The 13619-nt window shown below is 43.2% G+C and carries 10 protein-coding genes; 5 read left to right on the top strand and 5 right to left on the bottom strand.

Going from position 1 to position 13619, the window contains the following annotated elements; all coding sequences use genetic code 11:
- Nucleotides 1-26: 26 nt before the first annotated feature.
- The gene (locus A7D14_RS15640) at nt 27-1067 is read left to right on the top strand and encodes an aldo/keto reductase (protein WP_067036783.1); all 1041 of its coding nucleotides are present in this window, start codon (nt 27-29) and stop codon (nt 1065-1067) included.
- 4 nt (nt 1068-1071) lie between these two features.
- Here the strand turns inward: A7D14_RS15640 and radA are convergent, their stop codons facing one another.
- From radA to panC, 5 genes are read right to left on the bottom strand one after another with little or no spacing between them, the layout of a single operon-like run.
- Nucleotides 1072-2433, bottom strand: coding sequence for a DNA repair protein RadA (radA, locus tag A7D14_RS15635; RefSeq protein WP_067036710.1), 1362 nt, complete (start codon nt 2431-2433; stop codon nt 1072-1074).
- A 54-nt stretch (nt 2434-2487) separates the two neighbouring features.
- Nucleotides 2488-3633 (bottom strand): alpha/beta hydrolase, encoded by a 1146-nt coding sequence (locus A7D14_RS15630; RefSeq protein WP_067036707.1) that lies wholly within the window; start codon nt 3631-3633, stop codon nt 2488-2490.
- A 25-nt stretch (nt 3634-3658) separates the two neighbouring features.
- Nucleotides 3659-4624: a lysylphosphatidylglycerol synthase transmembrane domain-containing protein gene (locus tag A7D14_RS15625; protein ID WP_067036705.1), complete on the bottom strand. Its 966-nt coding sequence runs from the start codon at nt 4622-4624 to the stop codon at nt 3659-3661.
- Nucleotides 4625-4626: 2 nt separating this feature from the next.
- Nucleotides 4627-4977, bottom strand: coding sequence for an aspartate 1-decarboxylase (gene panD, locus A7D14_RS15620; RefSeq protein WP_067036702.1), 351 nt, complete (start codon nt 4975-4977; stop codon nt 4627-4629).
- Nucleotides 4978-4989: 12 nt separating this feature from the next.
- Nucleotides 4990-5838, bottom strand: coding sequence for a pantoate--beta-alanine ligase (gene panC / locus A7D14_RS15615; RefSeq protein WP_067036699.1), 849 nt, complete (start codon nt 5836-5838; stop codon nt 4990-4992).
- A 102-nt stretch (nt 5839-5940) separates the two neighbouring features.
- On the opposite strand from panC, the gene A7D14_RS15610 reads away from it, so the two are divergent.
- From A7D14_RS15610 to A7D14_RS15595, 4 genes are all read left to right on the top strand, one after another.
- Nucleotides 5941-6750 (top strand): glycogen/starch synthase, encoded by an 810-nt coding sequence (locus A7D14_RS15610; RefSeq protein ID WP_067036696.1) that lies wholly within the window; start codon nt 5941-5943, stop codon nt 6748-6750.
- 5 nt (nt 6751-6755) lie between these two features.
- Nucleotides 6756-8585, top strand: coding sequence for a DUF4270 family protein (locus A7D14_RS15605; RefSeq protein ID WP_067036693.1), 1830 nt, complete (start codon nt 6756-6758; stop codon nt 8583-8585).
- A gap of 127 nt (nt 8586-8712) precedes the next feature.
- Nucleotides 8713-10560, top strand: a complete 1848-nt coding sequence (glmS, locus tag A7D14_RS15600; protein WP_067036690.1) for a glutamine--fructose-6-phosphate transaminase (isomerizing) — start codon at nt 8713-8715, stop codon at nt 10558-10560.
- Between the two features lie 208 nt (nt 10561-10768).
- On the top strand, nt 10769-13531 hold the full coding sequence (locus A7D14_RS15595) for a TonB-dependent receptor (RefSeq protein WP_067036687.1): 2763 nt from the start codon (nt 10769-10771) through the stop codon (nt 13529-13531).
- The last annotated feature ends 88 nt before the right edge of the window (nt 13532-13619 follow it).

The raw sequence follows: 13619 nt of genomic DNA, 5'->3' as shown, positions 1-13619 counted from the left end.
CTTAGTTGCTTAAAAAAAATAGTTTGATGAAATACACCCGAATTCCACATACCGATATCAGAATAAGTAAAATCTGTTTGGGCACCATGACCTGGGGGCGCCAAAACACCCAAGATGAAGGTTTTGAGCAGATGGATTATGCCTTGGATCAGGGCATCAACTTTTTTGATACCGCAGAACTGTATCCCATTCCCGCCAAAAAGGAGATGTATGCCGTGACCGAGGAGATCATTGGTAATTGGTTCAAGAAGACGGGGAATCGAGATCGAGTTGTTCTAGCGTCAAAGATGGCAGGCCCGGGAGGGCCGGCTTCGTTTATCAGGGATGAGGGATTCACCAAAAAAGAAATCATAGAATCTGTTGAGGGGAGTCTGAAAAGGCTCCAAACGGATTACATCGATTTATACCAATTGCATTGGCCCGAGCGAAACACCAACTATTTTGGGCAGCGCGGCTTTAATGCCCATGCGGTGGATTCTTGGGAGGACAATATCCACCAAATCTTGGAAACTTTTCGGGATTTGATCGCTGAAGGGAAGATTCGTCATTTGGGACTTTCCAACGAAACGCCATGGGGAACCATGCGCTTTTTGGAAGAAAGCAAAGTGCACAGAACCCTACCGCGCATGAAGACCATCCAAAACCCCTATAATTTGTTGAACCGACTTTTTGAAGTGGGACTCTCTGAAATTTCAATTCGGGAACAAATTGGACTGATGGCCTATTCGCCACTGGGATTTGGCGTTTTGAGCGGCAAATATTTAGAGGAAGTTCCCCCTCGAAAGGGAAGAATCACCCTTTTTCCAAATTACAATCGCTATAGTGGGGACACCGCAGTGGAAGCCACCAAAAAATATGCGGAATTGGCCCAAAAACATGGGTTGAGCATGGCCCAAATGGCTTTGGCCTTTGTGAACACCCGACCTTTTGTGACCAGCAATATTATTGGTGCCACCAGTATGGAGCAGCTCAAGGAAAATATTGGGAGTATTGATGTAAATTTATCAGATGAGGTCTTGAAAGGCATTGAGGAAATCCATAATGCCATTCCCAATCCGGCGCCGTAACAAATTATCCAAAAAGGAGGCTGACCACGTCTTCAATCTTGGAGACTTTTTGTATCTGGATTGTGGTGTTTTTTAGGCCGATTTTATTGCTCTTGGCGATATAAATGGAAGTGAATCCCAATTTTTCAGCCTCTAAAATGCGTTGATCCACCCGTTGTACAGGGCGAATTTCGCCAGCAAGTCCCACTTCAGCGGCAAAACAGACCCCTTTTTCAATGGGAATATCCGCATTGCTGGATAAAATAGCGGCCATTACGGCCAAATCTATGGCAGGATCATCCACGGAAATACCTCCGGTGATGTTCAGAAAAACATCCTTGGCGGCCAGTTTAAATCCAGCCCGTTTTTCCAGTACGGCCAAGAGCATGTTCAAGCGTTTGGCATTGAAACCCGTGGCGGAACGTTGTGGGGTTCCGTAGACGGCGGTGCTGACCAAGGCTTGGATTTCAATCAACAAGGGTCGCATGCCTTCCACGGTGGCAGCAATGGCGGTTCCGCTGAGGTCCTCCTCGTTTTTGGAAATGAGCACTTCGGAGGGATTGTTCACTTCCCGTAATCCACTGCCCTGCATTTCATAAATGCCCAATTCGGCTGTGGAACCAAATCGGTTTTTGAGGGAACGAAGGATACGGTAGACGTAATTACGGTCACCTTCAAATTGAAGTACGGTATCTACCATGTGTTCCAAGATTTTGGGCCCGGCGATGGTGCCATCCTTGGTAATGTGGCCCACCAAAATGACCGGGGTATGGCTCTCCTTGGCAAATTTGATGAGTTCGGCTGCACATTCCCTGATCTGCGAAATGCTTCCTGCGGCAGATTCAATATAATCGGTGTGCAGGGTTTGGATGGAATCAATGACCACCAAATCCGGTTCCAGCGAAGCAATTTGTTGAAAGATGTTCTGGGTCTTGGTTTCGGTGAGGATGTAACAATTTTCGCTGTTCGGTTGAATGCGGTCTGCCCGCATCTTGATCTGCCGTTGGCTTTCCTCTCCAGAAACATAAAGCGTTTTAAAGGGCAATTTCAAGGCAATTTGAAGCAAAAGCGTACTTTTTCCGATGCCGGGTTCGCCACCCAACAAGGTCAAGGAACCAGGGACCAATCCACCGCCCAACACCCGATTGAACTCCTGGTCTTGGGTGTCCAAACGAAGCTCGCTTTCATGGGTGATTTCAGAAACCCGAAGGGGTTTATTTGCCTTTTTATCCGAAACGCTGCTGGCCTTCCAACCTCTTTTGTCGTCTTTTTGGACCACCTCTTCCACAACGGTGTTCCACTCCTTGCAGGCGGAACATTGCCCCACCCATTTCGCATATTGGGTGCCACAGTTTTGACAAAAAAAAGCGGTTTTGGTCTTGGCCATACCTTGAATTCAGGTTTTGGCTAAGATAGCAAAGTCCTCAGAAGAAATTGGAATTTAGTATCCGAAGTCTGCCTTAAGCGCATCAATTTTTTCCAAGGCCATATCCTTGGTCAAAAAGTCGATTTCCTCCATTTGGAAAGCTTTTTCAAAGGTCTTGAACGCTTTTTTGGGCTCACCGATTTCCTCGTAGTATTCGCCTTCAAAATAAAACCCCATCATGGTTTCAGGATATTGATCCTTACAGAGGTCTGATAGCGGCTTCAAGGATTCAAAATCGTCCTTCTTTTTACAGGCGGCGTAAATGGCCATAATGTCATTGAGTTCCACGGGTTTTTCAAATCCGAAGAGCTTTTCGATCAACGCATACCTGTCCTCCAAATAGGTAAAGGCAGGTTTATCTGAGGTGATGATCTCGGTCTTGTACTCTTTTGGAGAGATGGGCCTGAACATTTTAAAAACATTGTCAAACGCCTTTCCAATGCCATAGGCTATTATGGAAACATGGTCGGCGTTTTCGTATTCATTAAAGAAATAGTGCAGGGATTCCTTGGTAATGGAATTGATATTGTGGTTCATTTGAAGAATACGTTGTCTGTCATCTGATTCTTCTTTTTCCAAAATAACGTTGTAAAAGATCTCTTGGTCCAAAGCAGATAGGCGAGCCGGCACCCTATTTTCCATTTCAGTGGCCAAAATTGGGGAGATGCTCACATACGAATTGAAAAGGGAGCGATCCTTAAAGAGGTAATAGTTTCCAAAATTGGCCGTAATGTCATACCCGATGAACATTTTAAAAGGGGCAATATTGTAAGTGGTCTCGAGGTATGGAATGATTTCGGTTCCCAAAAATTCGTAGAACATTTTTCCTTTATCGGTGGGAAGGCCCGAATCTACTTCATAAGCGCAATCGTCCCAACGGATATCGTTTTTACCTTGGTCAATGCCCACCACAATGGCTTGTGGCATGCGCCCCAACCTACTTTGGAATTTCACATTGGCCACAACAAGGTCAAACAGGTATTCGGCATCCAAGACAACCAACAGGGGGTATTTTTTTTCATCGGTATAGTCCTCGGGAAAATAATAGGATACATCCCTTCGCTCCTGAAGCTTGAAGGATTCAAAGATTTCCTTTTTTACCTGCGCTCCAAGATTAAGGCATACAAGGCCCATCAATAGAAACAATAGACGGTTTTTCATAGGTTAAGATTTTGTTGGCTGGGGTCTACCGATTTCTATTCAATAACGGTAGGACAATGAAGGATATTGTACCGAAGACCACGACCATGAGCGTCTGTGCAATCCACATGATCCAGCCAAAGGCATCCCCAGAAACGGAGTTGATGTCAAAAATACCCAAAGCGGCACTTACAGCGATGGGATATAGGCCAATACCACCATTGGTAGTGGACATGGCAAAAGCACCCGCCACAAAGGCCACCAATAGTTCGCTGAGGGACAGGGACAGGGTTTCGGCCACGGTATGTTTAATGACCCAAAACATGCCAATATAAGCAGCCCAGATAAAAAAGGTATGAAAAATGAAAGGCCATTTTTTCTTCATTTTGAAGACACTGAGCACGCCATCCAAAAGCCCGTTCAAAAATGACTTGAGTTTTTGGGCCAAGGCCGATTTTGATTTTCGGATGATCGCTGTGGAGATAAACAGGCCTGCAATTCCAACAAACAAGATGCCGAAAGCGCCAATAAGGTTGACCCCTTTTTCCTCCAGAAAGGCCAAAATAATATCGGTTTGAAGCAGTAAGGTAACTATGATGATCAATAGCAGCATTAAAAGGTCGATGACCCTTTCGGTGACAATGGTGCCAAAGCCTTTTTCAAAGGGAACTTTCTCGTAGGTGGTCAAAGCGGTGGCCCTTAAGATTTCGCCTGATCGTGGGATTCCCAGATTGGCAAAATAGGAAATAAGGACGATGAAGATGTTGTTGATGATCTTGGGTCGATATCCCATGGGCTCCAAAAGAAAGTTCCAGCGGACGGCCCTGGAAATGTGGCTCAAAATTCCAAGAATCACGGACAGGGTGACCCAAAAGGGGCTGGCATTTGAGATGTAATGGATGATTTGTTTGCGCTCTTCGGGGGTGGTGGAGCTGTAGGAATACCAAACCAAAAACAGCCCAACGGCAATGGGGACAAAAATCTTCAGGAATTTTTTTAGGGATTTGCCCAAAACTAGTTTAAAAGATTGGTGGCTTCGTTGGGGAAGACCAATGCGGGATTGAATGATTTGGCCTCTTCAATGCCCATCCAGGCATAGGTGATCAGAATCAACACGTCGCCTACGGCCACTTTTCGGGCGGCGGCTCCGTTAAGGGTGAGCTCTCCAGAACCTCTTGGGCCTGGAATAGCATAGGTCTCCAAACGTTCACCGTTGTTATTGTTCACGATCTGCACTTTTTCGCCCCTAATGATATTGGCGGCATCCATAATATCCTCATCAATGGTGATGCTCCCGATATAATTAAGATCGGCTCCGGTTACTTTTACCCTGTGAACTTTAGATTTTACAACTTCTACTTGCATGGTGCAAATTTATCAATTCAATCTTAGATTATCTATTAGGCGAACGCCATCTGCATAAACGGCAATGAACGCCCTGTATTTTGTGTCATTTTGTTTTTTGAGCATTGGTGTGAGGGTGTCCTCGTCAGCAATTTGAAAATATTCCAATTGAAACAAGGGGTTCTTTTTAAACTTCTCCTTTACCCAATCCGCTATATTTCTTGCACTTTCCGTGCCAAATTTTGCTTTGGCAGCCTGGAGGGTTTCATAAATGAAACCTGCTTCTTTCCTAGTCGTTTTTGAGAGCCTTTCATTACGTGAACTCATGGCCAATCCGTGGGGCTCGCGCTCTATGGGACACCCAATGATTTCGCAGGGCAATTTCTTTGACGCTGCCATTTTTCGTATGATTTGGAGCTGTTGGAAGTCCTTTTCCCCAAAATAGGCTTTGTCTGGAGAAACCGTTCTAAGGAAGAGCTCCACTATGGTGCCCACACCGTTAAAATGACCTTCCCTAAACTCGCCTTCCATGACCTTGTCCAAACCATTGAACTCATAGCTTTGGGATTTTATATGCTCACCATAAATTTCATCCACTGAAGGAACAAAAACAAGGATGTTTTCCGAAACAAGTTCCAAAAGCGTTAAATCCCTGTCAAGATTTCTGGGATATTTTTCCAGATCATCCTTTTTGTCAAATTGGGTAGGGTTCACAAAGATGCTCACCACGACCTTGTCATTTTCCAAAAGTGCTTTTTTGACCAACGAAATATGACCTTCATGAAGGGCGCCCATGGTGGGCACAAGCCCAATGGTATGGTTCTTTTTGCGCTCTTCCCCAAGGAAGGACATGAGCTCTTTTTTATGGTGGAATATGTGCATCACATGGTTCAAAAGCGTGCAAAAATACTATAAATACTGGTAATCAGCATAATTTTTGTACTTTTGCAGCTACGTTTTTCGGATAAACAAAAGAAAGTGTTTATGAATGGCAAAAAGATATTGTTTGTATCTTCTGAATTAGTTCCTTACCTCCCAGAGAATCCGGTTTCCTTAATGTCGTACGAAGCGCCGCGCATGGTCAATAGCAACGGCGGGCAAATCCGCATTTTTATGCCAAGATATGGAAACATCAATGAACGGAGGCATCAATTGCACGAAGTAATTCGTTTATCGGGGATGAACTTGGTCATCAATGACATGGATATGCCATTGATCATAAAGGTGGCATCCATTCCAAAAGAGCGAATCCAAGTCTATTTCATAGACAACGAAGAATATTTTAAAAGAAAGGCAACCTTTACCGATAGCGAGGGAAACTTGTTCCCGGATAATGATGAACGGGCCATTTTCTTTGCCAAAGGCGTGGTTGAAACGGTTAAAAAATTGAATTGGTCCCCGGATATTATCCATGTCCATGGTTGGATGGCCTCATTACTCCCCTTATATCTTAGGGAATATTATGCAGATGAGCCCCTGTTTGCCGACAGTAAAATAGTTACCTCCATCTATAACAAAAGTTTTGAAGGGGAGCTGGATAGCGAAATGATCAATAAAATTGCCTTTGATGGGATTAAAAAGGAACAGATTTCATCGCTTGCCAAGCCTGACTATAATAATTTGTTAAAGGTTGCTGCAGATTATTCCGATGCCATTATTTTAGCCGCAGAAGAGGTGTCGGAGGATTTAAAGAGCCACATAGACAATCTTTCCAAACCCGTGTTGCCCTATGTTTCGCTTCAAGAAGCGGAGGAGGCATACACAAATTTCTATAATACAGAGGTTTTAAAATAAATTGCATGAAATTTTCCAGGATGATAAAAGTTTCGGCCTTGGTTGGAACTTTATTTTTAATGATTGCTTCTTGTGAGGATGAACTGGACACCATAGGAGAAGGTGTTGTTGGAGGGGAACCCTTCACTACGGGCAAGGTTGTTTATGACGTCTTTGCCTTTAACAAGGGCGTCGCCGCGGTACAGACCAACCGCTTGCCATTGTACCAATTGGGCACGTTCAACGATCCTGTTTATGGAAAACGGAAGGCAAGCATCATAACCCAGGTCACCCTTCCCAGTTCTGAACCTATATTTGGGGACTATTCCCAAACCACGGAGGACAATGCGGATTCTGATGATGATGATGCCACTGTTCCTGAAAACGAAACGGTAAAAGAGGTTTATCTATATATCCCGTTCCAAAACCCTCCATCAGTTACACTCGATAGTGATGGAGATGGTGTGGAGAATGAACTGGACTTCGACCCCTATGACCCCACTTCAGACACAGATGGAGATGGTGTTACGGATATTGAGGAAAAAAATATTGGTTCCAATCCCCTTGATGCCGACGAAGACGGGACTGGTGATGATTTTGTGCCCAATATTTACCCCCGCACTTTTGATTTGGACAGTATCTATGGTGATAGAACAGAGTCTTTTGAAATAAAGGTTTCACGATCCAACTATTTTCTTAGGGATTTGGATCCAGGCACCAACTTTGAGGAGCGGCAGCGGTATTTTTCCAATCAAGATTTTTCCAGTTTCATTGGCGAAGAGCTTACCAAAGAAGGTGAAAAAACAGTGATTATTGATAATCAAGAAATGTTGACTTTTGCCGAAGATGACCCCGATACCGATATTAAAGAGAATGAAACGGTAGTGGAATCACGTTTGGCTCCCGGCATCCGTGTGAAGTTGAATGAAGCCTTTTTTCAAGAGAACATTTTGGACAAAGAAGGGCAATCCGAATTGTTGAGCCAATCCAATTTTGCCAATTTTTTTAGAGGGATTCATATCGCTGCAGGGGATAGTGATTCGGAAGAACTAATGTTCCTGTTGGATTTAACGGAAGCCAATATCACCATCACCTACACATACCAGGACTACAACTCCGCAGATGGAGAGGTGGAAACGGCAGAAAGAGATTATACCCTTAATTTGATGTCTTTGAGCAATAATACCTTGATTGGCAATGCGGTTAATATTTTTGAAGAAGATCCGCTTTCACCAGATATTGCAAGTGAATTGGACAACGGGAATAATGCTTCCCGTATATATGTAAAGGGAGCAAAGACCCTTGCAGAAATACGATTGTTCGAAGAGACTCTGAACGGAGGTGGGGAAATCATAAACCAGATCAAAGCGAACAATTGGATTATCAATGAGGCAAATCTGGTCTTTTATGTGGATCAGGGGGCACTGGGCGAAGGAGATGATGTTGTGGAACCACCAAGACTTTATTTGTACAATGCTGAAACCAATCGGCCTTTGTACAACTTGGCAACAGAGAACAATGCCAATGAAGGCCCGTTGGGACTCTTCCTTAATTATGATGGAATCATTGAAAAAGAAGGTGATAGGGGCATTAAATATACCATCAGAATAACCGAACACCTTAATAATATTGTAGTTAGGGATTCCACGAACGCCAGTTTGGGGTTGACTTTAACTTCAAATATTGACATTGTAAATGTGCAAGAAGGTATGCGCAGTAGCGATAACCAAGCAATCAATGTCCCTGTTATGTCGTCTGTTAGTCCTTTGGGCACTATACTTTACGGCAGCAATGTTGATCCTGCAAACGAGGACAAGAAACTAAAACTTGAAATTTACTATACGGAAGCGAACTAATATCGCTACTTATGGCTAATTTTGCGTTGTTCATCGTTTTGAACATGTCGTTTTGTTGATTTTGGGCAATAGATTATAATTTTAAGCACCTAAACCCAACAACAACCGTTCATTAAAAATCTATCTTATGTGTGGAATAGTAGGATATATTGGTCACAGAGACGCATATCCCATAATCATAAAAGGTCTTCAAAGGCTGGAATATAGAGGATACGATAGTGCTGGAATAGTACTTTTCGATGGAGAGAACACAAGTCTTTCCAAAACCAAAGGCAAGGTTGAAGATTTAAAGAACAAGGCAGAGACCACGATATCCACCAATGGAAAATTAGGACTTGGCCATACAAGATGGGCCACACACGGGGTTCCCAATGATGTAAACTCACATCCCCATTATTCAAATTCGGGTGATTTGGTAATCATCCATAATGGAATCATAGAAAACTATGAATCCATCAAGAAAGCACTCATTAAAAGAGGGTATTCCTTTCAATCCGATACGGACACAGAAGTATTGGTCAACCTTATTGAAGAAGTTAAGACCAAAGAAGGCGTAAAGCTGGGCAAAGCCGTACAGATTGCGCTCAACCAAGTTGTGGGCGCTTACGCCATTGCCGTTTTTGACCGTAACAAGCCCGATGAGATTGTTGTGGCCAAATTGGGTAGTCCATTGGCTATCGGAATTGGAGAAAACGAATACTTTATTGCATCGGACGCTTCCCCATTTATTGAATTTACCAATAATGCGATCTATTTGGAAGATGAAGAAATGGCCATAGTGCGCATCGGTAAGGAAATAAAATTGCGTAAAATTAAAGATGATGCCATTGCCTATCCCAATATCCTTGAACTTCAATTAAATCTTGAGGAAATTGAAAAAGGCGGCTACGAGCATTTCATGCTCAAGGAAATTTATGAACAGCCCAGGGCTATATTGGATACGTACAGAGGACGTTTAAATGCGGATAAAGGCCTCATAAAAATGGCGGGCATTGATCAAAATTTGGAGAAATTTCTCAATGCCAATAGGATCATTATCGTGGCCTGTGGAACATCATGGCACGCCGGGCTTGTCGCCGAGTACATCTTTGAGGACTTGGCCAGAATACCTGTTGAAGTGGAATACGCCTCGGAATTTAGGTATAGAAATCCCGTCATTACCGAAAATGATGTGGTGATTGCCATTTCGCAATCTGGGGAAACCGCGGATACTTTGGCGGCAATCAAGTTGGCCAAAGAAAGGGGTGCCTTTGTTTTTGGAGTATGTAATGTTGTGGGATCCTCCATTGCTAGGGAAACTCATGCAGGGGCCTATACCCATGCCGGACCGGAAATAGGAGTGGCTTCAACAAAAGCGTTCACCACGCAGATTACGGTGCTAACGCTTATCGCTTTAAAATTGGCCAATGAAAAGGGAACAATATCGCAGCCAAAATACCATGAATTTTTAACGGAGCTTGAGAGCATCCCTGCAAAAGTGGAAAAGACATTGCAGTCCAATGCAATTGTGAAACAAATTTCAGAAAAGTATAAGGATTCCACCAATTGCCTGTATTTAGGAAGGGGCTATAATTTTCCCGTGGCCTTGGAAGGTGCCTTAAAGTTGAAGGAAATTAGTTATATCCATGCAGAGGGTTATCCTGCAGCCGAGATGAAACACGGACCAATTGCCTTGATCGATGAACAAATGCCAGTGATTGTCATTGCCACCAAAAAAGGGCATTATGAGAAGGTTGTGAGCAATATTCAAGAAATCAAGTCCAGAAATGGACGAATCATAGCCATTGTTACCGAAGGGGACGAGACAGTAAAAGAATTGGCAGATCACGTTATTGAGGTTCCGGAAACTTCGGAAGGGCTTTCACCATTATTGACGACAATACCACTGCAATTGTTGTCGTACCACATAGCCGTAATGCGGGGATGTAATGTGGATCAGCCCAGAAATTTGGCGAAATCGGTTACCGTGGAGTAACTTCCCAGATTATTGAATTACTATATAATGGCATCCAATTGGGTGCCATTTTTATTAAAAAGACATATTTAATCCGTATTTTTTATGAAAAAAGTATTATGCATGCATAATTTTTTTCAAATTTGTGGAAATCAAATGAAAAAAAATGTATCTTCCACCCCAATGTTTAACAGATACTCAAATCTAATTTAACTCTAATTCAAAGCTGATGAGAAGACTTTTGTTCATTTCCCTAATGATGTTTGGAGTTGTATCCTATGCCCAAACAACCGTACAGGGAAAAGTAGTTGATGATAATAATGAGCCCATACCGGGGGCCAATGTGGTTTTGGTTGGAAAAGCCGAGGGAACCACCACTGACTTTGATGGAAATTTCACCTTCAATACTTCGGAACAACCCCCATTTCAACTTCGATTTACCAGTATTGGATTCTCGGATTTTGTGGCCAATGTCACTTCAAACAACCAGACCCTTTCCATAACCCTCTCGGAAGCGTCCACTCTATTGGATGAGATCGTCATCTCCGCCTCAAGAACCCCGGAACGTATTTTTGAATCTCCTGTTTCCGTAGAAAGATTTGGGCTGAGAGAAATTAAAAGTACTACGGCCGAGTCCTTTTATGGCGGCCTTCAAAATTTAAAAGGTGTTGACATCAATACCAACAGTTTAACCTTTCAATCCATAAACACAAGAGGTTTTGCCACTTTTGCCAATAACCGATTCTTGCAATTGGTGGACGGTATGGACAACACCGCTCCGGGACTTAATTTCGTACTGGGTAACCTTGTCGGTATGTCCGAATTGGATGTACAGAGCGTGGAAATACTCCCAGGAGCATCCTCTGCGCTATATGGGGCAGGTGCCTTTAACGGTATTTTGTTCATGACCAGTAAAAATCCATTTGACTTTCAAGGGATTAGTGCCTATGCCAAAGGTGGGGTAACGGTCCAAGATGCTGCAGGCTCTAATTTTTACAAGGATTTTGGTGTGCGCGCTGCCCACGCCTTCAATGATAAATTGGCTGTAAAAGCAAACTTATCGGTGCTGAACGGTGAAGACTGGCATGCTAACCGTACTGTGGATTTGAACAATCCCGGTGCTGACCGTTCCAATCCGGCCTATGATGGATTAAATGTATATGGAGATGAAGTTTCAACTACGTTGAACTTCGATGCTGCTGCTGGGTTGCCAACAGGTACCGTTGGTTCAGCAGTTATTTCCAGAACGGGATATGATGAAGCAGACTTGGCAAATTATAATGCGGAAAGTGTGAAAGCTGATTTTGCGTTGCACTATAGACCTTTTGCCAATGACTTGGAAGTTATTTTGAACAGTAGAATTGGTAGGGGTACTACCATATACCAGGGAGCTAACCGTTATGCAGTTGCAGGTTTTACGATGCAACAACACAGATTGGAAATAAAAAATGATAATTTCTTCCTTAGAGGATATATTGTTTCCGAAAACTCAGGGGATGCTTATGATACCCGATTTGCAGCTATCAATATAAATAGACAATGGAAATCGGATACACAATGGTTCACGGATTATGCAAGTGCATATATTCCAACATACCTAGGAGGAATCCAACAAGGAGGACTTACACCGGAAGAGGCTTCCACGCAGGCACATATAGTGGGTAGACAAGCTGCGGATCAAGGTAGATTGGTTCCCGGAACACCAGGTTTCCAAAGTGCTTTTAATAAAGTTACAAATGATGGCGATTTAACCACAGGAGCCAAGTTTGTGGATAAGACCAAGTTTCGTCATGTCAATGGCAACTATAATTTGGCTCATTTGATTGATAATTGGGCAGACATCCAAATTGGGGGCTCATTCAGGGAATACGAATTGAATTCCAACGGAACCATATTTACAGATTTGGATGGACCCATTACATATAATGAATATGGAGCCTACCTTCAAATTCAAAAGAAGTTATTGGATGACCGTTTAAAATTTACTGGTTCAGCCCGTTATGACAAAAATGAATTCTTTGATGGATTTGTATCCCCAAGGGTCTCTTTGGCCTATACCTTGGGTGAGAAAAGAAACCACAATCTAAGGGTTTCTGTTCAGCAGGGTTTTAGAAACCCAACCACCCAAGATTTGTTTATTGGGTTGAATGCAGGTCGTGCCATTTTGGTAGGTTCTGCACCAGCCAACTTGGACAGGGATGTAAGAACATTTAACGTAAGCCAAGCGGCACAAGACAATCTAGGCCAACCAGCTACCGTACAAATTGTGGGTCGTGCTGCCTATGAAAACGCCTATTCTACCAGTTCTTTGCAAGCTGGTGCGCCCGAAGCGGTAGAAACTCCTTTGGTACAACCCGAGGAAATCACAGCTTATGAAGCAGGGTATAGAGCTCAGATTGGTAGGTTCACCATCGATTTAAGTGGCTATTACAACAGTTATAAAAATTTCTTGGCCAACACCACAACTGCGGTTCCGTTTTATGGAGAAGCAGGGGATGGGGGATTGTCTTTGTTGGCACTTCAAAATGGGGATTTTCAAGTTTACCAAACCTATACCAATTCAGATGAGGACATTAACTCCTACGGAGCAACGGTTGGTGTGGATACCAAACTTGGAAACTTTGATCTAGGCGTAAATTACACCCTTGCCGAATTGGATATCGATGAAGGTAGATACCCTGATTTACGAACTAACTTCAATACACCAAAACACAAAGTAAAGGCCCATTTTGGGAACACGGCCCTTTTCGAGAACTTTGGGTTCAATGTGAACTACAGATGGAGCGACACCTATTTTTGGGAAGCTTCCTTTGCCGATGGTCAAATTCCTGCTTATACCGTATTGGATGCCCAAATCAACTATACGGTTCCAAGCATAAAATCTGTGTTCAAGGCAGGAGCCTCCAACATTTTGGGTGAAGAATACTTCACGGCAATCGGTACGGGAAATATAGGTTCCATTTACTATCTATCTTGGACTATAAACCCTTAAACCATAATAAACTATAAAAAGTAAGGGCGTTGGATTTTCCAACGCCTTTTTTCTTTTAAAAAAAAGCTAAAATCGGTTTCTCAATAAT

Source organism: Allomuricauda sp. CP2A, from assembly GCF_001683915.1.
Taxonomy (GTDB): Bacteria; Bacteroidota; Bacteroidia; order Flavobacteriales; family Flavobacteriaceae; genus Flagellimonas.
The sequence above is the reverse complement of the archived record's forward strand: the minus strand, read 5'-3'. Positions and strand labels throughout refer to the sequence as shown.

Bases quoted from the DNA above. Each gene is read 5' to 3' on its own strand.
- A7D14_RS15640 (WP_067036783.1), top strand. From the start codon at position 27: ATGAAATACACCCGAATTCCACATACCGATATCAGAATAAGTAAAATC.
- panC (WP_067036699.1), bottom strand. From the start codon at position 5,838: ATGCACATATTCCACCATAAAAAAGAGCTCATGTCCTTCCTTGGGGAA.
- panD (WP_067036702.1), bottom strand. From the start codon at position 4,977: ATGCAAGTAGAAGTTGTAAAATCTAAAGTTCACAGGGTAAAAGTAACC.
- A7D14_RS15630 (WP_067036707.1), bottom strand. From the start codon at position 3,633: ATGAAAAACCGTCTATTGTTTCTATTGATGGGCCTTGTATGCCTTAAT.
- A7D14_RS15595 (WP_067036687.1), top strand. From the start codon at position 10,769: ATGAGAAGACTTTTGTTCATTTCCCTAATGATGTTTGGAGTTGTATCC.
- A7D14_RS15605 (WP_067036693.1), top strand. From the start codon at position 6,756: ATGAAATTTTCCAGGATGATAAAAGTTTCGGCCTTGGTTGGAACTTTA.
- radA (WP_067036710.1), bottom strand. From the start codon at position 2,433: ATGGCCAAGACCAAAACCGCTTTTTTTTGTCAAAACTGTGGCACCCAA.
- glmS (WP_067036690.1), top strand. From the start codon at position 8,713: ATGTGTGGAATAGTAGGATATATTGGTCACAGAGACGCATATCCCATA.
- A7D14_RS15610 (WP_067036696.1), top strand. From the start codon at position 5,941: ATGAATGGCAAAAAGATATTGTTTGTATCTTCTGAATTAGTTCCTTAC.